The sequence below is a fragment of the Gordonia sp. HS-NH1 genome, from assembly GCF_001418765.1.
In the GTDB taxonomy this organism is placed as follows: domain Bacteria; phylum Actinomycetota; class Actinomycetes; order Mycobacteriales; family Mycobacteriaceae; genus Gordonia.
This window is the reverse complement of the sequence record NZ_LIYC01000022.1, coordinates 1-26,416: the sequence shown is the minus strand read 5'-3', so window position 1 is coordinate 26,416 and position 26,416 is coordinate 1. Positions and strand designations below refer to the sequence as shown.

The following is a 26,416-nucleotide window of genomic DNA, read 5'->3' as shown; positions in this document are numbered from 1 at the left end:
TCGCTTCGCTCGGTGCCGGCTCAACCAGCAGTGGGTGGCGGCGAGCTCAACCAGTGGGTGTCACCAGGTGGTTTCGACTCGGCGCCTCGCTGCGCTCGGTGCCGGCTCAACCAGCGGGGGGGGCTGGCTGCCGGCTCAACCAGCGGGGGGCTGGCTGCCAGCTCAACCAGCGGGGGGGCTGGCTGCCAGCTCAACCAGCGGAGGGGAACCGGCTCAACCAGCGCGTGAAGTGTTGGACACCGGCGTGATCGGGAGGCGGAGCGCGCCGGGTGCGTGCGCCGGCACGGTCGGGTGATGGGGCTCGACCGGCTCGACCGGCCGGTACGACGCGCCGAGTTCGGGTCGTGGGTCGGCCTCGCCGGCATTCGGCCACATCGCCAGCGCGCGTTCGGCCTGCGCGGTGATCGTCAGTGACGGGTTGACACCGAGGTTGGCGGAGACGGTCGCACCGTCGACGACGTGCAGGCCCGGGTGGTTGAACACTCGGTGGTACGGATCCACCACACCGTCCTGCGCCGACCGCCCGATCGAACAACCGCCCAGGAAGTGCGCGGTCATCGGGATGTTCAGCAGGTCGACGATGGAACCGCCCGCGTCGCCGTCGATCTCGCGCGCGACGGCGCGCACCGCGTCGTGCCCTTCCGGAATCCATGTCGGCGGCGGATCGCCCGCACCCTGCCTACTGCGCAGCATCGGGCCGAATCGGCCTCGGCGGGAGAACAGTTCGAGGGAGTTGTCGGCCGTCTGCATGACGAGCGCGATGATCGTGCGCTCCGACCAGCGGTGGACGGAGAGGCCACGAAGTGTGATCAGCGGATGGCGGACCATCTCGACGAGTGCCTGCAACGGGCGCGGCAGGCGTCCGTCGCCGTCGACGAGGATGGCCTGCAGCAGGCCGATCAGGTTGCTGCCCTTGCCGTATCGCACCGGCTCGATGTGGGTGTGCGCATTGGGATGGAACGACGACGTGATCGCCACACCCTCGGTGTAGTCGGTCTCGAGGTCGCGGGCGGTGGCGGCCAGGACCGCCTCGGAGTTGGTGCGGACCACCTTGCCCAGGCGAGACGACAGCCCGGGCAGGTGGCCGCCCTGCTGCATGTTCAGCAGCAGCTTGTTGGTGCCGTAGGTGCCTGCGGCGAACACCACGTGATCGGCGGTGAACGTGCGGCGTCCGCGGCGTGACCAGCGACGGCCCGACCGGTGCGACTCCACGACGTAACCACCGCGCGAACGCGGCCGGACGGTGTCGACGGTCGTCATCGGGATGATCTCGGCGCCGGCCTGTTCGGCCAGGTAGAGATAGTTCTTGACGAGGGTGTTCTTCGCTCCCACCGGACATCCCGTCATGCATGCACCGCAATCGGTGCACCCGGTGCGCGCGGGGCCGGCGCCGCCGAAGAACGGGTCGTCGACGGTCTTGCCCGCCTCGCCGAAGAACACGCCGACCGGGGTGTGGACGAAGGTGTCGCCGACACCCATCTCCTCGGCGACCTTGCGGATCACGCGGTCGGCGGGCGTCACCTTCGGATAGGTGGTCACGCCGAGCATGCGCGAGGCCTGGTCGTAGTACGGGTCTAGCTCGGACGCCCAGTCGGTGATCGACCCCCAGTGCGGGTCGTCGAAGAAGGCGGGCAGCGGCCGGTACAGGGTGTTCGCGTAGTTCAGCGATCCGCCGCCGACGCCGGCGCCGGCCATGACGAGGACGTCGCGCAGCAGATGCATGCGCTGCACACCGAACAGTCCGAGCGCGGGCGCCCACACATAGTCCTTGAGGCGCCAACTCGTCTTGGGCAGATCGCCGTCGGTGAAACGGCGTCCGGACTCGACGACGGCGACCCGGTAACCCTTCTCGGTGAGTCGCAGGGCCGCAACCGAACCGCCGAAACCGGAGCCGATGACGATCGCGTCGTAGTGGTCAGGGGTGGAACTCACGGTGCGACGGTCCTCTCGGTGTCGGTCTCGGTGGCGCTGTGCACGGATGCGGCGGCGGGGATTGCATCGTCGAACCGGTGGTCGGCGGGGTCGAACGACGACATCATCCGACGGAAGTCGCTCGTGAACTTCGGCCACATCACCGAGTTGCGTCCGGTGGAGTCGAGGTACCAGCTCGAGCATCCGCCCGAATTCCACACCGTGCGTTCGAGTTCGGGGTCGAGGTCGGAGTTGTAGCGATCCTGGGCGGCTTCGGTGACCTCGACCGCCGAACGGCCGCTGCGGGACAGTTCGGCGAGTGCCTTGCTCATGTAGTACGCCTGCGGTTCCAGCATCAGCACGATCGAGCTGTGGCCCAGGTTGGTGTTGGGGCCGTACAGGAAGAACAGGTTGGGGAAGCCGTGGATCTCGACCCCGCGGTAGGCGCGGGGCGAACCGGCCCACGCCTGGGCGAGGGTGCGGCCGTCGCGTCCGGTGATCGCCGACGCGATCGGCGGTTCGGTGGGGGTGAACCCGGTTGCGAACACGACTGTGTCGACCTCGTGTTCGCGGCCCTGGTCGTCGACGGCGCCACGCGCGGTGAGGCGGGTGATCGCGCCGGTCACGGTGGCGTTGTCGCGCTGGAGCGCGGGAAACCACTTGTTGGTCAACAGCATCCGCTTGCAACCGATGGTGTAGTCGGGGGTGAGCCGACGACGTAGGGCGCGGTCGCGGACCTGGACGCGCAGCTGTGCCAGGGCGATGGTCTTCGCGATCGGGAGCAGCTTGGGATTGCGGGCCATCATGAGCACGTAGGCCTCGCGATAGGTCCACACCATCCTCCGGACGAGCCGGTGGACTCCGGGAACGCGACGATAGAGCGCGCGCTCGAGCGTGCCGATGTTGCGGTCCAGACGCGGCACCACCCAGGCGGGAGTGCGCTGGAAGACCGTCAGATGTCCTACCTCGTCGACGATCTCGGGCACGATCTGGATCGCCGACGCGCCGGTGCCGACGATCGCGACGCGGCGGCCGCGCAGGTCGTGGGAGTGGTCCCATTGCGCGGAGTGGAACATCGTGCCGGTGAACTCATCGGCGCCGGCGACGGCCGGCAGTCCCGGTTCCGAGAGGGCGCCGGGTGCGGCGACCAGGTAGCGGCACCGGATCTCGCCGTCGGTCGTCGACACGACCCACTCCTGTTCGCCGCCGTCCCACCGTGCCGACGTCAGGCCACAGTTGTAGCGGACCTGATCGGCGAAACCGGCTGCGACCGAACGCAGATAGCGGTGGATCTCGTGGCGTCGACCGTAGGTGTTGGACCAGTCCGGGTTCGGCGCGAAGGACAGGGAGTACAGCGACGTCGGGACATCGCACGCCGCTCCCGGGTAATCGTTCTCCCGCCAGACGCCGCCTGCGCCGTCGGCGCGTTCGATGGCCAGGGTCTGCAGTTGCGGATGATCTGTGCGGAGCCTGTGCAGGGCCGCGAGTCCGCCGAACCCGACGCCGACGACGAGGACGTCGACGCGTCGGGGCAGCGTGTTCTCGTGCAGGGGAGCGAGACTGGTGTCAGTCATGGGTCAGCAGTTCCTTCCAGACGGGCAGGAGATCGTCGAGCAGGGCGCGGTCGGCGTCAGGGGAGCGCAAGATGCGCGACACGGCCAGACCACGTGCGAGTTCGATGGAGAGTTCGAGTTCGGCGGCGGTGTAGCGGTCACCGAACAATTCGGCACACCCCACGGCGAGCGCGTCGGACACCTGCTGTTCGAGCGGGATGATCGCGGTCCGCAAGCCGACGTCGCACCGGGCGGCGACCCACAACTCGAGCGCGGCGTCGAACAGTGGCCCGCTGAACGCCTCGATGAGGATTTCCAGACCCTCGTCACCGGTGCGGGGCCGCGACAGGATCTCTGCCAGCCGGCGTTCGACGAGGTGTCCGACGGCGGCGACCACGAGCGATTCCCGGGTGGGGAAGTGGTGCAGCAGGGCCCCGCGGGAGACGCCGGCCCGCCGGTTCACCTCCTGCGTGGTGGTGGCCGCGTAACCGACGTCGACGAGGGCGTCGACGGTCGCGTCGAGGATCAGCGCACGCGTTGTCGCGGTGCGCTCGGCCTGGGTGCGTCGACGCGGGGTTCGGGTGGGCTCGGTCACATCGGCGACGATAGCACAAACAGTCCGGACTGCTTGTAAGTTTCGTTGACTCGGCGCCCTGGGGACGAACGATCCGCCCGGTACGGGGTGGCCGGGCGGATCGCTGAACGGGAGAAACGGTGCGTCAGTGCATGTGGCTTCCGCCGTTGATGTCGATGGTGGTGCCGGTGAGATAGGCGGCGTCCTGGGAGCTCAGGAAGGTGATGACCGACGCCACCTCTCGGGTGGTGGCCACGCGTCCGAGCGGGATGCTCGCGGCGATCGCCGCCTCCTGTTCGGCGGTGCTGCCGACCCGGATCGCGGTGTCGGCGGCGCCGGGCGCGACGGCGTTGACGGTCACTCCGCAATCGCCGAGCTCGCGCGCGAGACTCTTGGTGAAGCCGAGGACGGCGGCCTTGGCCGACGAGTAGGGAACCTTGCCGAAGACGCCGCCGCCGCGCTCGGCGGACACTGACGACATGTTGACGATGCGACCCCAGCCGTTGTCGATCATGTCCGGCAGGAACGCCTTCGTGACGAGATAGGTGCCGGTCGCGTTGACCGCCATCACCCTGTTCCACAGGTCGAGGGTGGTCTCGAGGAAGGGGACCGGCGAGGTGATGCCGGCGATGTTGGCGAGTGCGCCGACCGCGGGCAGTGCGCCCGAGGCGACCTCGGCCGCGATGGCCGTGTGGGCCCGAGTGGCCGAGGACTCGTCGGCGACATCGATGGCGGTGCCGAACGCGGGAACGTCATAGGCGTTCCCGATCTCGGCGGCGACCTTGGCCGATGCCTCGCCGTCGAGGTCGAGAACGACGACGGCCCAACCGTCCTCGGCGTAGCGCGCGGCTGTTGCCCGGCCCAGGCCGGTCTCGGATGCGGCGCCGGTGACGATGGCGGTGCGTTGGGTGCTCATGGTGGATCTCCTTGCTGTGAAAGACGTTCAGGTACTGACGGAGTCGAGGTTCAGGAGCGATTCGATGGTGTCGGCGGCCGCCGCCGCGGCTGACGCACGATCGGCGTCGTCGACGTCGTGTGTCTCGAGCTCCAAGGTGAGATGACCGTCGAAGGCATTGCGCTGCAATGCGATCAGGCCCTGGGCGAAGTCGACGACGCCACGCCCGATGCTGAGGTTGATGTCGCCGGGAGTGGCGTCGCGGAGATGGACGTGGGCGATGCCCCGACCGAGGGCGTCGATCGTCTCGGCAAGGTCGGCCCCGGCGGCGACGACGTGGCTGAAGTCGATGACGTGCCGAACCGTGCTGCCCTCCAGGCGCGCGGCCAGTGCCAGCGCGCGTTCGGCGGTACAGCACAAGCGGTGAACGTGGAGTGACTCGGTCCACAGTTCGACGCCGTAGGTCGAGGCGGCTGCGGCTGCCTCGACCAGCCGGTCGGCGACCCGATCGAGGTCGGCGCCCAGCGTCTCGACCGGGTCATGGGAGAGCGCGCCGTTCGGGAGTACCACGGCGGTCGCCCGCACATCGGTCGCCAGCGCCAGCAGGTTGTCCAGGTGCACGCGAGCGGCGTCGAGTTCGGCGCGGGTGGCGGGCCGGTTCAGATCGCCGATGTCGGCGTTGATCGAGCGAACCGCCAGTCCGCTGTTCCGAACCGCGGTGACGACCCGGCATCGGGACCGGCCGTCGAGCCGGAGCGGGACGTGTTCGCACACCGCCGGTAGTGAACCCAGGTCGACCTCGCGAAAACCCAGCTCGGCGATGGTGCCGAGGGCACGGTCGAGATCGAGTCGACGAAACGTGATCGTCGAGCAGCCGAGTCGCGGATGGCGCATCGCCCACCTCCTTGTCGTGATGCAGCACACATTAGGGGTCGACGAACTAACAGTCAACCGGCAACCGTTGACTGTTGTCAATGAAAGTGCGACGGGTCACACTCGTGGTTGTTGAGGCCCAACGCTCACTGAGAAACTTGACCCACTATTCGAAGGAGGGGTGTGCGATGACGACAGCGGCACTCCAGATGCGCGGCCCGATCGAGGGCACGCCGGATGCAAAACGCGTTGCCGTCGGCTCCTCGGTCGGCGCCGTGATCGAGACCTACGACTTCATCGGCTTCGGTACGGCTGCGGCCCTGTACTTCGGCACCGCGTTCTTTCCCGGACAGAGTTCGGTGGCCGGCACTCTCGCCGCGTTCGCGACGCTCGGCGTGGGATTCGCCGCCCGGCCGATCGGCGGCATCATCGGCGGACACCTCGGTGACCGGGTCGGCCGCAAACCGGTCCTGGTCGCCTCGCTGATCGTGATGGGCCTGGCGACCTTCGTCATCGGCCTGCTCCCGACCTACGCCCAGGTGGGCGTGATCGCGCCGATCCTCCTGGTCATCGTGCGTATCGTGCAGGGGCTCGCCTTCGGGGCGGAGTGGGGTGGCGCGATCTTGATGAGCTACGAGCACGCGCCGTGGCGGTCGAAAGGGAGATACACCGGCATCGTGCAGGCCGGGTTCCCGGTAGGGCTGCTGCTGGCCAACCTGGTGTTCCTCGGCAGCGTCCACCTCGGCGGCGACTGGGCGTGGCGGGTGCCGTTCCTGGCCAGCATCGTGCTGGTCGCGGTCGGACTGATCATCCGCGCGAAGGTCCCCGAGTCCCCGGTCTTCGACGAGGTCAAGGAGTCGGGCCGGGTCGAGAAGTCACCGGTGATGGAGTCGATCAAGCACGACTGGCGAGACATCCTGCGCGGCATCGGACTTCGCATCGCCGAGACCGCCGGTTACGCCGTGTCGATCACCTACATGATCTCGTACCTGCACAGTGAGGAACTCGCCACCAAGAGCGAGACCCTGACGGCGCTCTGCATCGCGTCCGCGATCGGAGTGGCCGCCACCGTCGGATGGGCCACGCTCACCGACAAGGTCGGCCGGCGCCCGGTCTACATCGGTGTGTGCGCCTTCGCCGTACTCTTCGCGATCCCCATGTTCCTGCTGGTCAATACGGGCATGATCCTGTTCATCGCCGCGACGATCATCCTGTCCTATGCCGTCTGCCAGAACGCCTTGGCAGGTGCGCAGGGCGCGTGGTTCCCCGAGTTGTTCGACGCCGCGCGCCGCGCTTCGGGGGCCTCTCTCGCTTATCAGATCTCGGCCATGGTCTCCGGCTTCACGCCGTTCATCACGACCCTGCTGTTCATCTGGCTCGGCTGGGTCGGACCGGCCCTGCTGTTCGCCGCCTACGCCGCGATCGGCCTCGTCGCCGCACTGTTGACCCGCGAGACGTGGGGCCCCGCAGAGCGTCGCATGGTCGCCGACGCACAGCGTGATGCCGCCGAGCACGACCTCGTCGCCGAACGCCCATTCGTATCCAATCCCACCAAGGAACTGCTGTGACTCTCACCTCCACCACCGTCGCCGAGGCCGGCACCACCGATCGGTTGTCCGCCGTCACCGACTTCGCCTACCGGATGCGCCACCATGTCATCGACATGGGCGAGGTCCAGGGCCAGGGATATGTCGGCCAGGCGCTCGGTGCCGCCGACATCTTCGCCACCGTCTACGCCGGCCGACTCCGTCACCGTGCCGACGACCCGGAATGGCCTGAACGCGACCGCTTCCTGCTGTCGACGGGGCACTACGCCATCGGTCTCTACGCGGCGCTGGCAGCAGCGGGCATCATCGAGACCGAGGAACTGCTCACCTACGCGGCCGACGACTCCCGGCTTCCCATGTCCGGGATGGCCTCGTACACACCGGGAATGGAGATCTCCGGCGGCTCACTGGGCCACGGACTGACCGTCGCGGTCGGGATGGCCCTCGGACTGCGCCATCAGGGTTCGGGCTCCCGGGTCTTCAACTTCCTGTCCGACGGCGAACTCGACGAGGGCTCGACGTGGGAGGCTGCCATGGGGGCGCATCACCATCAACTGGGCAACCTGATCGCGATGGTCGACATGAACGCACTGCAGGCCGACGGCCCGACGGCCGGGATCCTGAACATCGAACCGGTCGAGCAGAAGTGGGAGGCCGCCGGCTGGTACGTGCGGCGGGTCGACGGCAACGATCCGGCAGCGCTCCTCGAGGCCTTCGACGACGTGACCTCCCGGGCCACCCCGCGGGGGATACCGTCGATCGTCATCTGCGACACCAGAGTCGGCTACGGCGCGACGATCCTCGAGGAACGCGAGAAGGCGCACTTCATGCGGATCGAGGACCACGAGTGGCAGATCTGCCGCGACCAGCTCACCGAACGTTTCACATCGAACAGTACGAAGGCTTGACATGACCACCACCGCACCGAAACTCAAGACGTCGGCGATGATCGCCTCGTTCGTCGACCCCGGTCAGCGAACCGTGGCAGCGCCGTTCGGCCACGCACTCGTTCGTGCCGCGGAGGCCGATCCGCGGATCGTCGGCCTCAGCGCCGACCTCGCGAAGTACACGGACATGCACATCCTCGCGCAGGCGATGCCCGACCGATTCTTCCAGATGGGTATGGCCGAGCAGCTGCTGTTCGGTGCCGCGGCCGGTATGGCCGAGACCGGCCTGATCCCGTTCGCGTCGACCTACTCGGTCTTCGCCGCGCGCCGCGCCTACGACTTCCTGTGCCTCGACATCGCCGAGCCGAACCTGAACGTCAACATCGTCGGCGGGTTGCCCGGCCTCACCACCGGTTACGGCCCGAGCCACCAGGCCACCGAGGACATGGCGATCTTCCGCGGCATGCCGAACCTCACCATCGTCGACCCCTGCGACTCGGTCGACCTGGAACAGGCCGTACCGCAACTCGCGGCGGCGCCCGGGCCGTCGTACCTGCGCCTGCTGCGCGGCAAGGTGGCCACCGTTCTCGACGAGTACGACTACACCTTCGAACTGGGCAAGGCGAAGGTGCTGCGCCCCGGCAACGACGTCGTGTTCGTCTCCTCCGGTTTGATGACCATGCGTGCGCTGCAGGCCGCCGAGCGGCTCGAGCGGCACAACGTGGACGTGAGCGTCGTCCACACGCCGACCATCAAACCGTTCGACTCGGCCACTGTCCTCGCGGAACTGGCGAAGGGGCGACGCGCCTACACCCTGGAGAACCACACGCGGGTGGGGGGACTGTTCGAGACCGTGGCCGCGGCCGTCGTCGAACGCGGACTCGGTGTCCAGGTCGGTGCCATCGCGCTGCCCGACGAGTTCCTCGCCGCCGGCGCGCTGCCGACCCTGCACCATCGGTACGGACTGTCCACCGACAGCATCGAGTCCCGAGTCCTCGCCGAACTCTGACCGGCGGCTGCCATGCGCCCTTCTGGACATGCCGTGCACGTAGACTCTTGTCAACAAACAGCAGTCAACATCGTTGGTGTCGACAGGAGGACGGGCATGGCGGACCAGAAGGGCGCGCTGCTGGGTCTGCAGCGGACAAACCTGCGTGAGCAGGCCGTCGCGGCCCTGCGTACCGCCATCACCAGCGGTGAGCTCCGCCCTCGCAGTGCGCTCGTCGAAACCGAGTTGTCCGAACGTCTGGGTATCAGCCGCGGAACGCTGCGCGAGGCATTGCGTCAGCTGCAACAGGAGGGCCTCGTGGTGTCGGGCGCGCGTGGCCGGCTCTCGGTGCGCAGCCTCGATCAGAAGGAGGTCCGCGACATCTTCGCCGTGCGCGGTGCCCTCGAATCCCTCGCCGCATCCGAACTCGCCGCGCAGCCCGAACGAGACGGCCATGTCGCCGAGCTGAGGGACACCCTGTCGCGGATGGAGAGCGCCGGCACCGAACGGCTCGACGATCGCATCGAAGCCGATCTCGACTTCCACCGCGCGTTGTGTCGCCTCACCGGCAACGACACACTCGTGCACTCGTGGACCTCCCTCGAGGGTTCGATCCGCATGTCGATCATGTACGCCGGCACCGATCGTGCCGTGGGCAACATGGACGTGGCCCGTCACGCCGTCATCATCGACGCCATTGCCGCCGGGGACCCGGGCGGAGCGCGGGACGCTGTTGTCGCACATCTGAACTGGGCTGCCGACAACCTCATCTCGACTGCGATCTGATGCGCAATCACGTCCCCGCGTAAGTTGGACGCCATGCGATTCGGACTCTTCATTCCCCAGGGCTGGCGTCTCGATCTCGTGGGTGTGGAACCCGCGGACCAGTGGGGGGTGATGTCGTCGGTTGCCGACCGCGCCGAGTCGGGCGGATGGGACTCGGTGTGGGTCTACGACCATTTCCACACCGTGCCGCTGCCGACCGACGAGGCCACCCACGAGGCGTGGACCCTGGTGGCGGCGCTCGCCGCCACCACCAGTCGGGTCGAGATCGGGCAGATGTGCACCGCGATGAGTTATCGCAACCCGATGTACCTGGCCAAGGTCGCGGCCACCGCCGACCTGATCTCCGGCGGTCGCGTGCAGATGGGCATCGGTGGCGGGTGGTACGAACACGAGTGGCGGGCATACGGTTACGGATTCCCGTCGGCGGGTGAGCGCCTCGCGCGACTCGACGAGGGCGTGCAGATCATGAAGCAGGCCTGGGAGACCGGACGGGCGACCCTCGACGGCAAGCACTACACCGTCGACGACGCCATCTGCGCCCCGCAGCCCACGGCCGGACGGTTGCCGCTGTGGATCGCCGGCGGTGGGGAGAAGAAGACCCTGCGGATCGCGGCGCAGTACGCCGACTACACCAACTTCGACGGCACCCCGGAAGGGTTCTCGCACAAATCGGAGGTGCTGAAACAGCACTGTGCCGATCTCGGACGCGACTTCGAGTCGATCACCCGGTCGGCCAACTACAACGTCATGCTCGGTGAGACCGAGGCCGACGTGGAGCGCAAACTCGCCGACCTCGAAGCCCGGCTGAGCAAGACCGTCGGACCCGACGCCGCCGCCGGCAGTCTCGGAGCATTCCGGGGTATGCCCGCGGTCGGCACACCCGAACAGGTCGCGGAGAACCTGCGGGGCCTCGCCGACGCCGGTATGGCATACGGGATCTGCTACTTCCCGAACATCGCCGTCGACCGCGAGGATCTCGAACTGTTCGAGGAGCGGGTCATCCCGGCGTTGCGCTGAGCGTCTCGCACCTCAGCCGGCAGTCAGAGTCGGCGTAGCCGCTCGGCGGCCTCCGCGATCACGTCGTCGCGTTTGGCGAAGGCGAATCGGAGCAGATGGTGCCAGGGCTCGCGGTCGTCGGTGAACACACTCACCGGCACCGCGGCGACGCCGGTGCGTTCGGGTAGCGATCGGCAGAATTCGATGCCGTCGTCGACGCCGAGCGGCCGTGGGTCGGCGCAGACGAAATACGTTGCCTCGCTCCGGTGTACCGCGAAACCCGCATCGGTCAGGGCGGTCGAGATCAGGTCGCGTTTGGCCTGCAGCGACAGGGCGGACTCGCGTACCCAACCCATTTCGTGGTCCAGGGCGTGCGCCACCGCGGGCTGGAACGGTCCGGAGCCGACGTAGGACATGTACTGCTTGGCCGTTCGTGCCGCGGCGACGAGCTCGGGCGGTCCGCTCACCCAGCCGACCTTCCAGCCGGTGCAGTTGAAGGTCTTCGCGGCGCTGGAGATCCGCAGCGTGCGTTCACGCATGCCCGGCAGCGTCGCCAGCGGGGTGTGGGTCCGTCCGTCGAAGACGAGGTGTTCGTAGACCTCGTCGGTGACGGCAACCACGTCGTGTTCGACGCACAGCCGGGCGATCTCGGCGAGATCGTCGGGCGACAGGACGGTGCCCGTCGGGTTGTGCGGGCTGTTCACCAGCACCATCGACGTCTTCGGCCCGAAGGCCGCGGCGAGACGATCCCGATCCAGGCGGAAACCGTCGCCGTCGGGGACCAGCGGTACGACGCGCCGCACACCCCCGGCCATCGCGACGGTGGCGGCGTAGGCGTCGTAGTACGGCTCGATCATGATGACCTCGTCGCCCGGTTCCACCAGCCCGACGACGGCGCCCGCGATCGCCTCGGTGGCCCCGACGGCGATCAGCACCTCGCGGTCCGGGTCGTAGTCCAGGCCGTACAGGTCGTGTTGCTGCCGCGCGACGGCGTCACGCAACTCCGGCACCCCGATCCCCGGCGGATACTGATTGCGCCCGTCGGTGATGGCCTTCCGTGCGGCGTCGAGCATCGACGCCGGCCCGTCGGTGTCCGGGAAGCCCTGTCCGAGGTTCACGGCGTCGTGCGCGACCGCCAGCGCCGACATCTCGGCGAAGATCGTCGTGGCGAACGGACGCAGGCGGCGGGTTGTCCTGTCCTCGAATGACATGGATCCCACAGTGGCACAGGTGCACTCTGCGAGGACACCGGACCTGTCCCGAACTGCGGGTTCGACGGGGTCGCGGTGGGTGCTGCCGGAGTGACAGACTGACCCCAGTCGCCGACGGATGAGGAGGAGCGATGCCGCGCAATCCCGGCGAGCACTTCGCCGGCTACACCATCATCCGACTCGTCGGCCGCGGCGGGATGGGCGAGATCTATCTCGCGAGACACCCGCATCTGCCACGCAACGAGGCGCTGAAAGTCCTGCCCGCCGATCTCAGCCGTGACCCGATGTACCGGCAGCGCTTCGTCAAAGAAGCCGAGCACGCCTCGAGTGTCGTGCACCCGGCGATCGTGACGATCTTCAACTCCGGCGAGTACGACGGCCACCTGTGGATCGCGATGGAGTACATCGACGGAATCGATGCACTCAAGTTGCTCCGGCAGAACCCGCAGGGGCTCGACACCCCGACGGTGATCGCCATCGTGCGTGCCGTCGGCGCGGCGCTGGACCGCGCGCACGCAACCGGACTCCTGCACCGCGACGTCAAGCCGGCCAACATCCTGCTCCAGGGCGTGGGTGGCCCGGAGCCGCGAGTGTTGCTCGCGGACTTCGGGATCGCCAAATCCGAACAGGACGTCAGTCACCTCACCTCGACCAACGTCTTCCTCGGCACCGTCGCCTACGCGGCCCCCGAGCAGCTGCTCGGCGATCCGGTGGACCCGCGGGCGGACCAGTACGCCCTCGCCGCCACCGTCTTCGAACTGCTGACCGGCCGGCCGCCATTCCAGGGTGCGAGCACCGCGTCGATCATCGCCCATCACCTGCAGTCGATGCCGCCGCGCCCGTCGACCCTGCGCCCGGGCATCTCGGGCAGCGTCGACGCGGTGTTCGGTCGCGCGCTCGCGAAGGAGCCCGACCGCCGCTACGGGTCCTGCCGCGAGTTCGCCGCGGACCTCGAACGCGCGCTCACGGCACCGCAGCTGTCCAAGGAGCCGACGGTGCGTGCACCGGCGCGCGTGCCACCGCCGGTGCCGGTTCCGGGACCGCCGGCGAGCCATCCACCTGGACCGCAACCGTATTCGAACCATCTCCCGCCGCCCGGTACGTATCCCGGCGGGTATCCCTCGCAGGCCGGCTTCGCGCCGCCCCCGCCGAAGAAGCGGTCCGGGCTGCTGATCGCCCTGGGCTCGCTCGCGGCGATCCTCGTCCTCGCGATCGCCGCCGGGGTCGTGTACGTCGCGACGCAGGTGTCGAGCGCGCCGTCCGCGGGCGGCACCTCGACGTCGCGATCCACCACGGCCGCCGGGCCGGAGACCACCACCTCCGCTGCGGGCACCTCGGCGCCCCGCACGCCCGACGCCTCGACCTCGGCGGTCAACGGGCCAGGCGACGTGCAGGTCGGTGAATGCATCGGCATCGCCACCGATTCCGGGTCGGCGACGAGTGTGAACGCCTCGAAGGTCGACTGCGATTCAGCCGGTCTCAACTTCTACACCGCGTCGAAGATCGCCTCGTCGACGTCATGCGCGAGCCCGCAGAATTCGACGCTCACCTTCCCGGACAGCACCGACAAGCTCTGTCTCACACCGAATTTCTACGAGGACCTCTGTTATCTGGTGCCGCTCTCGGGTGGTTCCCTCGCCGACTATCGGGAAGCCCCGTGCGCGAGCGCCGCGACGGCGCAGACGGTCCTCGCCCGTGTCACCACGCGCTCGGACGCCTCGGTGACCTGCTCCGGCGACGAGACCAAATGGGTCTTCTACGAGCCGGAGTCGATCGGGTACTGCCTCGTCGAGACGTGAGGAGCGGGGGGCTCAGTCCGCGGACGTCGTGTCACCGATCGTCGGGCCGAGGAGGTCGTCGGCGTCGGTGATGCGGTAGGCGTAACCCTGCTCGGCGAGGAACCGCTGGCGGTGGGCCGCGTAGTCGGCGTCGAGGGTGTCGCGGGAGACCACGGAGTAGAAGTGCGCCTGTCCGCCATCGCGTTTCGGACGCAGCAGCCGGCCGAGGCGCTGTGCCTCTTCCTGACGTGAGCCGAAGGTCCCCGACACCTGCACCGCGACCGACGCCTCGGGGAGGTCGATGGAGAAGTTCGCCACCTTCGACACCACGAGGGTCTGCAACTCGCCGGAACGGAACCGGTCGAACAGCACCTCGCGTTCCTTGTTCTTGGTCGAACCCTGGATCACCGGAGAGTCGAGCTCGCGACCGAGCTCTTCCAACTGATCGATGTAGGCACCGATGATCAGGGTCTGCTGGCCCTGGTGCTTGTCGAGGATCGCCTTGACCACGTTGACCTTGGTGTGGGCCGTCGAGCAGAGCTTGTACTTCTCCTCGGGCTCGGCGACCGCGTACTGCAGACGCTCCTCGTCGGTCAGGGTCACGCGCACCTCGACGCAGTCGGCCGGGGCGATCCAGCCCTGCGCCTCGATGTCCTTCCACGGTGCGTCGTAGCGCTTGGGACCGATGAGGCTGAAGACGTCGCCCTCACGGCCGTCCTCGCGGACCAGGGTCGCGGTGAGACCGAGTCGACGGCGCGACTGCAGGTCGGCCGTCATCCGGAAGACGGGAGCGGGGAGCAGGTGGACCTCGTCGTAGATGATCAGGCCCCAGTCGCGCGAATCGAACAGGTCGAGATTGCGGTACTCGCCCTTCGACTTCCGCGTCATCACCTGATACGTCGCGATCGTGACCGGTCGGATTTCCTTGCGCTCGCCCGAGTACTCGCCGATCTCTTCCTCGGTGAGCGTCGTCCGCGCGATCAGTTCGCGTTTCCACTGCCGCCCGGCGACCGTGTTGGTCACCAGGATCAGCGTCGTCGCGCCGGCCTTGGCCATCGCCGCGGCGCCGACCATCGTCTTGCCCGCCCCGCAGGGGAGAACCACCACGCCGGAGCCGCCGGCCCAGAACGAGTCGGCAGCCATCTCCTGGTAATCGCGCAGTTGCCAGTCGTCCTGGGCGAGCTCGATGGCGTGCGCCTCGCCGTCGACGTACCCGGCCAGGTCCTCGGCGGGCCACCCCACCTTCAGCAGCACCTGCTTGAGGCGACCACGCTCCGACGGATGCACGATGACGGTGTCGTCGTCGATGCGCGCGCCCAGCATCGGTGCCACCTTCTTGTTGCGCATCACCTCGATCAGGACAGCCTGGTCGAAGCTGACGAGGGTGAGGCCGTGCGCCGGGTGCTTCACCAGCTGGAGCCGGCCGAACCGCCCCATGGTGTCCACGACGTCCATCAGCAGCGGCTGGGGCACCGCGTAGCGCGAGTACGTCACGAGGGCGTCGACGACCTGTTCGGCGTCGTGACCTGCGGCGCGGGCGTTCCACAGCGCGAGCGGGGTGACCCGGTAGGTGTGGACGTGCTCGGGGGCACGTTCGAGTTCGGCAAAGGGTGCGATCGCCGCGCGGGCCGCCGCGGCGTCGGGGTGATCCACCTCGAGCAGCAGCGTCTTGTCGGATTGCACGATCAGGGGTCCGTCGGTCACCCGGTCCATTGTCCAGAAAGCACCGACGGTTGTCAGCGACGGGGCACGATGTGGGTCAGAACACGGGGATTCCGAGCTTGCGTCGAATCCGCAGGTCCACCAGGTTGAGCCGGAAGATCCCGCGCAGCACGGGCGCCACCAGGGGGTCCACGAGACGGAATCCGGCGAGCGCCCGCTGGTACCGGCGCTCGTCGCGTTCGGTCCACCGCCACCGCATCATCTCGCGGAACTCCGGCGGGAGACCGGCCTTGATCGCGTAGGCGAGCGACGATCCGAGCGTGATGTGAGCGAGCGTGCCGAGCGGGCCCACGCGGTACTCCAGGAACGACAGGTCGGCGAGGCTGCGCAGCTCGTCCCGGACCGGGTCGTCGATCCGCAGCGAGGCCAGTTCGGCGTTCCAGTAGACGAGGAGGTCGTCGTAGGTCGCCGGCCATCTCTCGCGGGGCACGTTGAGTGCGGTGCCCAGCGGGTGCGCCTGGGTGAGCACCATCTCCTTCTCCTCGGCACTCAAGGGGCCGTAGAGCAGTTCGTACTGGTCGATGAAGTATTTGAGCAGGCACACCGCGACCCACAGCTGCAGACGCGAGTCGTTCCCGCTGTAGCGCACGGGACTCGTCGCGGTCGAGTACACCTGGTCGTGGACGCGACCGACGGCGTCGTGGATGTAGGCCTTGTCGTCGTCGGTGCCCATCAGTGCGACGGCGAGGAACGTCCCGGTGGTCCGCCCGCGTTTGATGGGCCGCTTGATCGCGTTGCCCGACGGCACCCGGCTCTCGTGGACGCCGTAACCGACCTTCGGGTTGGCCAGCTGCATGATCACGTTGGCGCCGGCGAGCGATGGCCCGATGGCGGTGACCAGATCGGCCGGTCGCGTCACCCGGGGACGCTTGCGCGAGGGTTTCATCCGGGTGACGAGGTCGTGCTGATAGGTGTCGGCGACAGAGCCGTCGAGATGGTCACCTGCGGGGAGGTCGCGTGCCGCGGTCATACCCGAGCTTACCAAGGATGAGACGTCTGTCACAGGACGTCTCTATCGGCCGGATTCAGGCGTCGAGGAGCTCGACACTGGTGAGCCGGTGCAGCGAGAATCGCTGCTCGTCGTCGCTGCCCTCCTCGACGGCCACCAGCTGGCCCGCGCCGAGGATCTTCGGCGTCACCACGTGCCGGCTCGCCGAACCCTGCGCGTCGACGTACCCCACGCGCAGCCTGCGGTTGGCGCGCAGGGCGAGCTGTATGAGCGCGGTGGCGGATTCGCCCCCGCCCGTGGCCCGGACCGGGGTCGTCGAGGCCGCGCCGCGAACCGGGGTCGCCGCCGCCGCGCGGTCGGTCGAGCGGATGCGGGTGACCACCGACCGCAGCTGCGCCTCCGACGGCGCGTTGCGTCGCGGTTGGCTCTGACGCCGCGCCCGCGACACCGTGACCCGGCTGCCCCGCTCGCGCAGATCGACCAGGGCGCCCGACGAATCCTCGCCTGCCGGAGCGAATCCCGCCGCCCGCAACTGGTCGATGACGTCACGGACCTCCGACGGCGAGACCGCCACCGTCGGCGCCAGTGCGCGTAGAGCGAGTGGCTCGGCGGCCGCACTGCGCAACACCGCGGCCAGCACCGTCGGATCCTCGCAACGGATGAACGCCGACGCCACGCCCACGCGCAACTGGCCGTGTCTGCGGGCGACGTCCTCGATGAGATACGTGAGCGACTGTGGCACCGGGGTTCTCGAGTGCGTCGTGAACATCGACAGCAGTTCGTTGCTGCTGCGGCCCGCGTCCAGGGCCCGGCGCACGCTCTCCGGCGAGACCCGGTAGACCGACGCCGCACCGCCGGACTCGAGGTCGGCGACGAGCTCGACCTGTTCGGCGAGTTCCGACGTCATCGGGCCGGGGACGGTCAACGTCAGATCGGCCTGCGTCAGGAAGTGGTCCACCGGCTCGGGCAGAGCCTTGCGCATCGCGGCGAGCACCGCGGCATCGACGTCGGCGGGGTCGGAGTCCGGCGATTCCTCGACGGTGTACGCGCGGCCGACCGTGGTCAGGGCATCGTGCGCGACAAGGCCCAACTCCCTTGCCTCACGCAGTGTCTCACCGACGACGCGGCGACTGAAACGGCGGATCTGGCGGGGGCGGTGCCAGTGGAGGTTGGCGAGGACGGTGTCGGCCGGCACGCCCACCGCGGTACCCGCGTGGGCGAGTGTGGACAGGATCAGCTGCCGCTGCACCGGCGCGTAGGCGTCGTGCAGGTCGGCGGCCAGGGTGGGCAGCGCGTTGCCGTCCCGGTCGGGTTCGCCGACCTGCCAGGCTCGGCGCGGCATGTGCATCCACGCATCGGCCAGTGCGAGCCACTGACGCTCCCGCGGCTGGTGCAGCCAGGTGTCGGCGGTGGAGGTGGGCGCGAACGACTGCTCACCGGAATCGTTGGGCGGCGCGGGTTCCGGGAAGCCTGCGTCGATGAGCCGCAGGTAGGCGGCGAGTTCGATCAGGAACGCGACCCGCTGCGTCTCGAGACCGGTCAGCTTTGCCAGGCGTCGCAATTCGCGGACGCCGAGAGCGCCGGAACGCAGCACCGCCGCCGGCGTCGCCCCGAGGATCGTGATCAACTGGGTGAGGTGACGGATGAGCTCGAGTGCCTCGCCGCCGGCCGCAGCGTCGACCGCCTTGGCCCCGAAACGCGGCTTCGCACCGGGATCGTGCAGCGGCGGTGGCGTGAGAACATCGGTGCGCCAAGCGGGTTCGTCACGGAGGACGGCGCCCACCATCGGCGGAAGCTCGACCGTCTGGTCGTCGACGCGGGCCAGCAGTCCCGACGAGATGAGGCGCGCGACCGGGGACTCCGGGTCGGCGTCGGGTGCCGCGTCGCGACTCCGGCCGAGGGCCGGTCCGCGTGCGAGGGTCTGCAGCAGGCCGAGCGGACGCTCGTCGAGACCGGCGATCATCTCGGCGATCTCCTCGCCGGAACGGCCGACGAGAGGTCCGGTGAGATGCCTGCCTTTCCAGGGCATCGCGGATGCGACGTGCTCGCCCGAGTGCAGGGCGGCGTCCTCACCCCAGAGAATCGCGCGGCGCCGGAGGAGATCGATGCGGGCGCGGACGGCGTCGGCATCGGCACGCCCGGACAGGGCCTTGACCACCGTCGCGACCGACGGGCGTCTGGCCTTCCCGATACTGCGGCTGTGGCGGGCGATGATCTCCTCGAGCACCGCGACCGCGAGAACGTCGAGGTCCTCGCCCGCCAGGGACAGCGACGCCGCCGACAACGCCCGCTGGGCGAGCACGCGGGTGCCCGACGGCGTCGGCGAGGCGAGGTCGGGGCGTTCGAGGAGGAGCTCGGTCAGCGCGTCGTCGGAACGCGCGGCCAACTCATCGGCCAGGCCGGTGTGCTGGTCATCCGAACTCATTCGATCGAGCTTACCGGCGGCCTTCGACGGGGCTCAGGCAGCAGGGGGGAGGTCAGACGTCGCCGCGGCGGAGCATCCGCCCGCGGGCGGTCTCGAAGTCCACCTGCTGACCGCGCACCCAGGTTCCCTTGACCACGCCGGCGAGTGCCCGACCGTCGTACGGGCTGACCGGGTTCTTGTGGTGGAGCCGGTTGACGTCGACGATCTGCGCGGATTCCGGCTCGAAGATCGCGAAGTCGGCGTCGCACCCGAGAGCGATGCGACCCTTGGTCGGCAAACCGGCGAGATCCGCCGGCCGCGACGCCATCCACTCGATCACCTGCGGCAGGTCGATGCCGCGCTTCTTGGCCTCCGACCAGATGAGCGACAGTCCGAGCTGCAACGACGCCACTCCACCCCACGCAACCCCGAAGTCGCCGTTCTCGGGATCCTTGAGATCGACGGTCGACGGCGAGTGGTCGGAGACGATGCAGTCGATCGTGCCGTCGAGCAGTCCCTCCCACAGCAGTTCGCGGTTGCCGGCCTCGCGGATCGGCGGGCAGCACTTGAAGGCCGTCGCGCCGTTGGGCACCTCCTCGGCGAGCAGGGTCAGGTAGTGCGGGCAGGTCTCGACGGTGATCTTCACACCGTCGCGCTTCGCGCTGGCGAGCATCGGCAGGGCATCCGAGGACGACAGGTGGAGCACGTGGGCGCGGACCCCGGTCCAGCGTGCGCGCTCGATCACTTCGGCGATCGCGAGATTCTCGGCGCCGCGCGGCCGCGATGCGAGGAATCGCTGGTACTCGTCACCTTCGGGTGACGGTGCCTTGTCGATGGCCCGGGAATCCTCGGCGTGGACGATCATCAGCGAGTCGAACTCGGCGAGCGTGGCCATGTCGGCTTCCATCTCGTCGGCCGTCAGGTGCGGGAACTCGTCCACTCCGGAGTGCAGGAGGAAGCACTTGAACCCGAACACACCCGCGTCGTGCAGGCCGCGCAGGTCTTTCTCGTTGCCGGGGATGGCCCCACCCCAGAAGCCTACGTCGATGTGGGTCTTCCCCTGCGCGGCAGCGCGCTTCTCGGCCAGGGCGTCGACGTTGACCGTCGGCGGGATCGAGTTGAGCGGCATGTCGATGAGGGTGGTGACGCCGCCGGCGGCGGCCGCGCGGGTGGCCGAGTCGAAACCCTCCCACTCGGTGCGGCCGGGCTCGTTGACGTGCACGTGTGTGTCCACCAGCCCAGGGATCATCACCTGATCGTCGGCCAGCTCGACGATCTCGGTGCCCACGAGTCCGCTTCCGAGCGGCTCGATGGCGACGACCCGACCGTCGCGGATCCCGATCTCGCGGGCCACGATGCCGGCCGTGGTCAGCGTCTGCTCACCCCGCACGACCAGGTCGAACGGTGTGTCTGGGAAGGGGGCCGGGGCATCGGGTGCTGCGGTCATGGGGCGGGACTCCTTGCTGGTCGCCGTATCCTGGGTCGATCCAGAGACTAACCCAGGTTATTCCTCATCATGGAATGAACTGCTGTCATTTCGGAACTCAACTCGCGAGTAGCGCAGTGTCGTGCTATTGACAACGCCCTCGATCGTCAGGCTAACTGTCTCGAACGCGGAATCTTCATTCCACATCACGGAACTCCGCGAGTGTAGGAGCGCGGTCATCGTCGACCGTCCGACCGAAAGTGCAGAGATGAGCACTGAGCAGCACACAATTCCCGTCGGTGAGAACGCCTCCGGTGCCACCGGAGCCGTCCCGGACGGGTTGAGCCCGAAGCTCTACAACGACGACCTGGCGCCCACGAGCCGCGTCGGCCGTCGCTGGAGCAGCTACAACATCTTCACCCTGTGGGCCAACGACGTCCACAGCCTCGGCAACTACGCCTTCGCCATCGGACTCTTCGCGCTCGGGCTCGGCGGGTGGCAGATCCTGACGGCGCTCGTACTGGGCGGCGTCTTCCTCTTCCTGCTGCTGAATCTCTCCGGGTTCATGGGCGAGAAGACCGGCGTGCCCTTCCCGGTCATGAGCCGCATCTCGTTCGGCATCCGCGGAGCCCAGATCCCCGCCCTCATCCGTGGCGGTGTGGCGATCGCATGGTTCGGCATCCAGACCTACCTCGCGTCCGTCGTGCTCCGGATCATGCTCGTCGCACTGTTCCCAGGGGCCGCCGACCTGGACACCAACCGCTTCCTCGGGCTCTCGACCCTGGGCTGGATCTCCTTCGTGTCGCTGTGGGTGATCCAGGTGATCATCGTCAGCTACGGCATGGAGATGATCCGTCGCTACGAGGCCTTCGCCGGCCCGGTCATCCTGATCACGATGGTGGCGCTGGCCATCTGGATGCTCGGCAACGCCGACTGGACCATCGCGTGGTCGACGCCCGACTCACTGACCGGTGTGGACATGTGGCTCCAGATCATCGGCGGAGCCAGCCTCTGGGTCGCGATCTACGGCACCTTCGTCCTCAACTTCTGCGATTTCACGCGCAACGCGGAATCGCGAAAAGCCATCGTGCGCGGCAACTTCTGGGGTATCCCGCTCAACATGCTGCTCTTCGGCGGCATCGTGATCGTCCTGGCCGGTGCGCAGTTCCGGATCAACGGCACGGTCATCGAGTCGCCGTCGGACATCGTCCAGACCGTCCCCAACACCTTCCTGTTGGTGCTGGCCTGCCTGGCCCTGCTGATCCTCACCGTCGCGGTGAACCTCATGGCCAACTTCGTCGCGCCGATCTACGCGCTGTCCAATCTGTTCCCGCGTCATCTCGACTTCCGGCGCGCAGCGCTCGTCGCCGCGATCATCGGACTGGTCATCCTGCCGTGGAACCTCTACAACTCACCCGCGGTGATCAACTACTTCCTCGGCGGACTCGGGGCACTGCTCGGCCCGCTGTTCGGCATCGTGATGGCCGACTACTGGCTCGTCCGCCGCTCGCGGATCGACGTGCCCGCGTTGTTCACCGAAGCGCCGGACGGCGCCTACCATTACCGCAACGGTGTGAATCCGCGGGCGATCGCCGCACTGGTACCGACCGCCGCCATCGCCCTGGTGATGGCCTTTGTTCCGGCCTTCGAGGTGGTCTCGGAGTTCTCCTGGTTCATCGGCGCCGGTCTCGGCGCGGTCGTCTACCTGGCGGTCGCCGACCGTCGTGGACCGTTCGCCGAGGTGTCGGGGGAGCCGATCTCCGTCGCCAGCACCCACTGATCGCTGAAGGAGGACATCACCGTGCGCATCCTCGTCGCCAACGTCAACACGACCGTGTCGATGACCGAGGCCATTGCCGACTCGGCGCGTTCGGTCGCCTCGCCGGGGACCGAGATCGTCGGCATCACACCGCGTTTCGGTGCCGACTCGTGCGAGGGCAACTTCGAGTCCTACCTCGCCGCCCTCGCCGTGATGGACGCGGTCCTCGCCTATCCCGACCCGTATGACGCCGTGATCCAGGCGGGCTACGGCGAACACGGCCGGGAAGGACTACAGGAACTCCTCGAGGTCCCCGTCGTCGACATCACCGAAGCCGCGGCGTCGACGGCGATGTACCTGGGACACCGGTTCTCGGTCGTGACGACGCTGGACCGGACGGTCCCACTCATCGAGGACCGGCTCAAGCTCGCCGGCCTCGACCAGCGCTGCGCCTCGGTCCGGGCGTCGGGACTCGGTGTGCTGGAACTCGAGTCGGACCCCGACAGGGCGGTCAAGGCGATCGTGGAACAGTCCACCCGTGCCGTCGTCGACGACCACGCCGAGGTGATCTGCCTCGGGTGTGGCGGGATGGCAGGGCTCGAGGAGCAGGTCCGCGAGGCAACCGGGGTCCCGATCGTCGACGGCGTCCGGTCGGCCGTCACCATCGCCGAAGGGCTTGTCCGGATGGGACTCTCGACGTCGAAGGTCCGGACCTACGCCCCGCCGCGGGAGAAGAAGATCACCGGCTGGCCGTTCAACCGCTAGCGCTGCGGAGTTTCCTGCGGCCACCGCGGATCCCGGCCGGTCAGGCCGGCGAGCCGGTCGACGAGCGGTGCGTCGTCGGGCACCTCGACCACCGGTCCGAACATGCCCTCGCGCTCGTCCTGCGGCTGGGGCGGGTGGTGGAGGTCGAAGACGACCTGGAGGATCTCATCGGGGACGTCGAACCGGACGCCCGCGGCGTGTGCGACGTCCCAGCCGTGTAGCACCAGTTCCGACAGGGCGACCCGTCCCATGATCTCGGCGGGCAATTCGACGCCGCCGGCCTGGGTCATGCCCTCCCAGGCGTCCGGGTCGTCCCATGACTTCGCGAGGTCGTGCACGTGATGGCGCAGGTCGTCTCGCCACTCCGCCGGCAGGTGGCTCCGGTTCTGGGCCGGATCCGGCGGCGTGGAGGTCAACGGGCCGAAGTCCTTGCGCGCCGCGGCCGCGAACGCCTGCGACAGGCCGTCGACATGGGCCAGCAGCGCGGCGAGGTCCATGCCGAGACATGGTGTCGGGCGGTCCAGATCGGTGTCGGCGATCGTGGCGGTCATTGCAAGCATGTGATCGGCGGCCGCCGATATCGATCGCGACTGGGTGGTGTCGGTGGGCATGGGACTCCCTCTCGTGGTGTGAGCACTCATCGGGGCTGACCCGCCCGACGCCGGTTTCTCATCGGTGGCGCACCGGATGTGCCCGTACTCTGACCGGGTGACCTCTCCGATTCGCGAGTACACGACCATCAGTCATCCACAGCCGAAAACCCGTGTCTGGCATGAGATCCAGGGGGACGGTCGACCCGTCGTCCTGCTGCACGGCGCCTTCTCCGGCGCGTCGTCGTGGGGCGGGCAGGTACCTGCCCTCGTCGAGGCGGGGTGGAAGGTGTTCTCTCCGGAGCGGCACGGCCATGGCCACAGCCCGGACGTGATGGACGAGTTCCACTATGCGGACATGGCCGAGGAGACGATCGCGTATCTCGACGAGGTCGTCGACGGCCCCGCCGAGATCGTCGGGTGGAGTGATGGTGCGGTCGTCGGCGTGCTGGTGGCGCTGCGCCGGCCCGATCTGGTCCGTCATCTGGTCCTGATCGGTCAGTACTACAACAGTTCAGGGCGTGCCGTCGGTGGCATTCTCGATGCACTCGACACCGCCGACGACGAGCTGATGGGTTTCTTCGCGGCGGAGTACGCGTCCGAATCCCCGGACGGGGCGGACCATTTCCAGGTCGTGTTCGACAAGACGATGGCGATGATCAACTCCGAGCCCGAGATCGATCTCGGCGATCTGGCGGCGATCACCGCACCGACGCTGGTGATGCAGGGCGATCGAGACGAGGTGACTCTCGAGCACAGCCGCGACGTCGCCGCCGCCATACCGGGAGCCCGGTTGGCCGTGATCCCCGGGACGCACCTCATCCCGATCGAGGCGCCTCAGGCGGTGAATGCGGTGATCGTGCAGTTCTTGAGTGAGGAGTGAGCGCGACGCCTTGTCAGTCCTGGGTCATCGCCGTGAAGGCGTCCGCCATCGAGGGGTAGAGGCCGAGTGTCTGATCGAGCCCGGACAGCCGCAATGGCCGCGTGACCGCGGGATGTTCGGCAACGACGCCGAACCGGCCGCTCGGGGTGACGGCCGCGCGCGCGGCGAGGAGCGCAGCGATGCCGGAGGATGCGAGGAAGTCGGTGGCGGTGAGATCGATGATCAGTCCGCGGGGTTGCTCGCTCACCGCTTCCAGAACGGCTGCGCCCAACCGCGGAACGGTGAGCAGATCGATGCTGCCGTGAGAGGTCAGGATGACGAGCTGATCGCGCTTCGTGGAGATCACCGCCAGTGCGCGACCTGCTGAGGAGGCGTCGTGGTCATCGTCGACGACCACCGGTTCGAACCTGTCTGCCTTCATGTAGCGCTCCCTGTCCGCTCGACATCGCCCATCGGTGAGATGGCAGCGCATCGAGATTCGCCTGTGCGGCTACGGCAGTTGGCTTCGCCGGTGCCTTCGGTGTGTCTCTCGGTATGACGTTCGGCGCGGTAGGCGATACGGATTGCCACGGGGAAGCCTCATGCGCGCGGGCCGACGGTGGCGGAGTACGCGGCCACCGCCACCACACCGATGAGCAGCAGATACCACCCCGCGGCGTGCTGGAACGCCAACAGATAGAGCGCGGTCAGCGTCGTGGCGCAGAGTGCCGCGGCCAGCACGGCCGGGAGCCATCGACCGTCCCGCAAGACGAGTATCGCGGCCTGGCACTGCAGCCCGAGATGGGTGAGCGTCAGGACCGCTCCGGCGCAGCCCGTCCCGACCCACCCGGGCACAGTGCCGAGGCCGTACAGGGAGGCGGTCGCCGGCGTCGCCAGGACCGCGATCGAGCCCAGCCACGCCCGGATTGTCGGGGACGTGAAACGTGCGAAGTCGCGGTTTGCAGAAGCGCTCTCGCGTCGATCGACGGAACTGTGCATGACTTCTGTCTAACGCACTACGTGCATCGGCGGTAGTATGCACAATATTGTCCATATGGACGAGAATGTCCACGAGAAAGCCTTCGGGAGGTCGACGATGGACAGTGAGGGCGAGCCCACCCTGCGGGACCCGGTTCGACGTGCCTACGAGGTGTGTCCGGTCGAAGTGAGCGTCGCCGTTCTCGGCGGCTCCTGGAAGATGACCATCGTCAAGAACCTCCTCGAGGGGCCGATGAGGTACGGCGCTCTGGGGCGTGCGGTCGGTCCGGTGACGCCCCGAGTGCTCACCCGCCAGCTTCGTGAACTCGAGAGCGACGGCATCGTGCAGCGCACCGCCTTCCCGGAGGTCCCGCCCAGGGTCGAGTACTCGCTCACCGAACAGGGGCAGGCGCTGGGCCCGTTCGTGTCGGCACTCAACGAGTGGGGGAAGAACTACGCGACCGAGGTCATCGAACCGAAAGTCGCTCGGCAGGGGAGCTTGGCGCCGGCGCTGTAGTGTTCCGCGGAACACTCGTGACCTCGGGTTGAGGCCTGAGCATTGTCGGTGCTGGACGATACATTTCTCCTGTTCCTGTCGGTCGGATCTGGGGGTTGCGTTGGGGGTCAGTGCTTTCGTTCTCTTGGGGACGTTGCGTCGATGTTCGACGGTGCGGATCCCGGGTCGTTGTCTGATGAGGTTCTCGAGGCGAGGGTGTTGGGGTATGCCGCGCAGATCACGGTGCTGACAGCGGGTTTCCTTGAACTGGTGGGGGAATTGGATGAGCGGGAGTCGTGGCGGGGGCCGGGGATTCATTCACTCGCGCATTGGTTGTCGTGGAAGGCCGGCATTGCACCGCGAACGGCGCATGAGTACCTGAGAGTCGCAAAGGCGATACGAGAGTTGCCGGTGATCCGCAAGGCTTTTGGCGAAGGTCGGTTGTCGTATTCGAAGGTGCGGGCGT

General features: G+C 68.1%; 24 protein-coding genes. 11 read left to right on the top strand and 13 right to left on the bottom strand.

Annotation, left to right across the window (positions count from 1 at the left end; all coding sequences use genetic code 11):
- Positions 1-213 precede the first annotated feature (213 nt).
- The 5 genes from AMD30_RS15415 to AMD30_RS15395 all read right to left on the bottom strand — a co-directional run bounded on the left by AMD30_RS15415 (position 214) and on the right by AMD30_RS15395 (position 5,827).
- Entirely contained in the window at positions 214-1,932 is a 1,719-nt protein-coding gene (locus AMD30_RS15415) for a GMC family oxidoreductase N-terminal domain-containing protein (RefSeq protein WP_055476218.1), read from the bottom strand.
- Positions 1,929-3,485, bottom strand: a complete 1,557-nt coding sequence (locus tag AMD30_RS15410; protein ID WP_055476217.1) for a flavin-containing monooxygenase — start codon at positions 3,483-3,485, stop codon at positions 1,929-1,931. Before AMD30_RS15410 ends, AMD30_RS15415 begins: the two co-directional genes overlap by 4 nt.
- Positions 3,478-4,059, bottom strand: coding sequence for a TetR/AcrR family transcriptional regulator (locus AMD30_RS15405; RefSeq protein WP_055476216.1), 582 nt, complete (start codon positions 4,057-4,059; stop codon positions 3,478-3,480). The genes AMD30_RS15410 and AMD30_RS15405 overlap by 8 nt, the downstream gene beginning before the upstream one ends.
- 124 nt (positions 4,060-4,183) lie before the next feature.
- Positions 4,184-4,954, bottom strand: coding sequence for an SDR family NAD(P)-dependent oxidoreductase (locus AMD30_RS15400; RefSeq protein WP_055476215.1), 771 nt, complete (start codon positions 4,952-4,954; stop codon positions 4,184-4,186).
- Between the two features lie 27 nt (positions 4,955-4,981).
- Complete coding sequence (locus AMD30_RS15395; protein WP_055476214.1) at positions 4,982-5,827, bottom strand: sugar phosphate isomerase/epimerase family protein; 846 nt, start codon at positions 5,825-5,827, stop codon at positions 4,982-4,984.
- 167 nt (positions 5,828-5,994) lie between these two features.
- Here AMD30_RS15395 and AMD30_RS15390 point away from each other — a divergent pair, with 167 nt between their 5' ends.
- The 5 genes from AMD30_RS15390 to AMD30_RS15370 all read left to right on the top strand — a co-directional run bounded on the left by AMD30_RS15390 (position 5,995) and on the right by AMD30_RS15370 (position 11,031).
- Positions 5,995-7,374 carry an MFS transporter gene (locus tag AMD30_RS15390; RefSeq protein ID WP_055476213.1) on the top strand — a complete coding sequence of 460 codons (1,380 nt, stop codon included), beginning with the start codon at positions 5,995-5,997 and terminating at the stop codon, positions 7,372-7,374.
- Complete coding sequence (locus AMD30_RS15385; RefSeq protein ID WP_055476212.1) at positions 7,371-8,261, top strand: transketolase; 891 nt, start codon at positions 7,371-7,373, stop codon at positions 8,259-8,261. Before AMD30_RS15390 ends, AMD30_RS15385 begins: the two co-directional genes overlap by 4 nt.
- A 1-nt stretch (position 8,262) precedes the next feature.
- Positions 8,263-9,249, top strand: a complete 987-nt coding sequence (locus tag AMD30_RS15380) for a transketolase family protein (RefSeq protein WP_014925711.1) — start codon at positions 8,263-8,265, stop codon at positions 9,247-9,249.
- A gap of 96 nt (positions 9,250-9,345) precedes the next feature.
- On the top strand, positions 9,346-10,014 hold the full coding sequence (locus tag AMD30_RS15375; RefSeq protein WP_055476211.1) for a GntR family transcriptional regulator: 669 nt from the start codon (positions 9,346-9,348) through the stop codon (positions 10,012-10,014).
- 33 nt (positions 10,015-10,047) lie between these two features.
- Positions 10,048-11,031 carry an LLM class F420-dependent oxidoreductase gene (locus tag AMD30_RS15370; RefSeq protein WP_055476248.1) on the top strand — a complete coding sequence of 328 codons (984 nt, stop codon included), beginning with the start codon at positions 10,048-10,050 and terminating at the stop codon, positions 11,029-11,031.
- A 23-nt stretch (positions 11,032-11,054) separates the two neighbouring features.
- On the opposite strand, the gene AMD30_RS15365 is transcribed toward AMD30_RS15370, so the two are convergent.
- Positions 11,055-12,221, bottom strand: a complete 1,167-nt coding sequence (locus AMD30_RS15365) for a pyridoxal phosphate-dependent aminotransferase (protein ID WP_055476247.1) — start codon at positions 12,219-12,221, stop codon at positions 11,055-11,057.
- A gap of 131 nt (positions 12,222-12,352) precedes the next feature.
- Between AMD30_RS15365 and AMD30_RS15360 the strand changes: the two genes are divergently transcribed.
- Positions 12,353-14,020 carry a serine/threonine-protein kinase gene (locus tag AMD30_RS15360; RefSeq protein WP_055476210.1) on the top strand — a complete coding sequence of 556 codons (1,668 nt, stop codon included), beginning with the start codon at positions 12,353-12,355 and terminating at the stop codon, positions 14,018-14,020.
- Between the two features lie 12 nt (positions 14,021-14,032).
- On the opposite strand, the gene AMD30_RS15355 is transcribed toward AMD30_RS15360, so the two are convergent.
- From AMD30_RS15355 to allB, 4 genes are read right to left on the bottom strand one after another with little or no spacing between them, the layout of a single operon-like run.
- Complete coding sequence (locus AMD30_RS15355) at positions 14,033-15,703, bottom strand: DNA repair helicase XPB (RefSeq protein WP_014925716.1); 1,671 nt, start codon at positions 15,701-15,703, stop codon at positions 14,033-14,035.
- A gap of 55 nt (positions 15,704-15,758) precedes the next feature.
- On the bottom strand, positions 15,759-16,691 hold the full coding sequence (locus AMD30_RS15350) for an oxygenase MpaB family protein (RefSeq protein WP_010844163.1): 933 nt from the start codon (positions 16,689-16,691) through the stop codon (positions 15,759-15,761).
- Between the two features lie 55 nt (positions 16,692-16,746).
- The gene (locus AMD30_RS15345) at positions 16,747-19,095 is read right to left on the bottom strand and encodes a helicase-associated domain-containing protein (protein ID WP_055476209.1); all 2,349 of its coding nucleotides are present in this window, start codon (positions 19,093-19,095) and stop codon (positions 16,747-16,749) included.
- A 52-nt stretch (positions 19,096-19,147) separates the two neighbouring features.
- Positions 19,148-20,521: an allantoinase AllB gene (allB, locus tag AMD30_RS15340; RefSeq protein ID WP_055476208.1), complete on the bottom strand. Its 1,374-nt coding sequence runs from the start codon at positions 20,519-20,521 to the stop codon at positions 19,148-19,150.
- A 247-nt stretch (positions 20,522-20,768) separates the two neighbouring features.
- On the opposite strand from allB, the gene AMD30_RS15335 reads away from it, so the two are divergent.
- Positions 20,769-22,280 (top strand): NCS1 family nucleobase:cation symporter-1, encoded by a 1,512-nt coding sequence (locus AMD30_RS15335; RefSeq protein WP_010844166.1) that lies wholly within the window; start codon positions 20,769-20,771, stop codon positions 22,278-22,280.
- 21 nt (positions 22,281-22,301) lie between these two features.
- Positions 22,302-23,024, top strand: coding sequence for an aspartate/glutamate racemase family protein (locus AMD30_RS15330; RefSeq protein ID WP_014925721.1), 723 nt, complete (start codon positions 22,302-22,304; stop codon positions 23,022-23,024).
- On the opposite strand, the gene AMD30_RS15325 is transcribed toward AMD30_RS15330, so the two are convergent.
- Positions 23,021-23,635 (bottom strand): TIGR03086 family metal-binding protein, encoded by a 615-nt coding sequence (locus AMD30_RS15325; protein ID WP_055476207.1) that lies wholly within the window; start codon positions 23,633-23,635, stop codon positions 23,021-23,023. The two genes, AMD30_RS15330 and AMD30_RS15325, sit on opposite strands and share 4 nt — an antisense overlap.
- A gap of 97 nt (positions 23,636-23,732) precedes the next feature.
- Between AMD30_RS15325 and AMD30_RS15320 the strand changes: the two genes are divergently transcribed.
- Positions 23,733-24,497 (top strand): alpha/beta fold hydrolase, encoded by a 765-nt coding sequence (locus tag AMD30_RS15320; RefSeq protein ID WP_055476206.1) that lies wholly within the window; start codon positions 23,733-23,735, stop codon positions 24,495-24,497.
- 13 nt (positions 24,498-24,510) lie between these two features.
- Here the strand turns inward: AMD30_RS15320 and AMD30_RS15315 are convergent, their stop codons facing one another.
- Positions 24,511-24,918: an STAS domain-containing protein gene (locus AMD30_RS15315; RefSeq protein ID WP_055476205.1), complete on the bottom strand. Its 408-nt coding sequence runs from the start codon at positions 24,916-24,918 to the stop codon at positions 24,511-24,513.
- Between the two features lie 158 nt (positions 24,919-25,076).
- A complete protein-coding gene (locus AMD30_RS15310; protein WP_055476204.1) occupies positions 25,077-25,475 on the bottom strand; it encodes a hypothetical protein in 399 nt (132 codons plus the stop codon).
- Positions 25,476-25,572: 97 nt separating this feature from the next.
- Here AMD30_RS15310 and AMD30_RS15305 point away from each other — a divergent pair, with 97 nt between their 5' ends.
- Both AMD30_RS15305 and AMD30_RS15300 read left to right on the top strand, forming a co-directional pair.
- Entirely contained in the window at positions 25,573-25,971 is a 399-nt protein-coding gene (locus tag AMD30_RS15305; protein ID WP_055476246.1) for a winged helix-turn-helix transcriptional regulator, read from the top strand.
- Positions 25,972-26,112: 141 nt separating this feature from the next.
- Positions 26,113-26,416, top strand: a 304-nt coding sequence (locus AMD30_RS15300) for a DUF222 domain-containing protein (RefSeq protein WP_156354269.1), incomplete at its 3' end; no start/stop codon positions are given.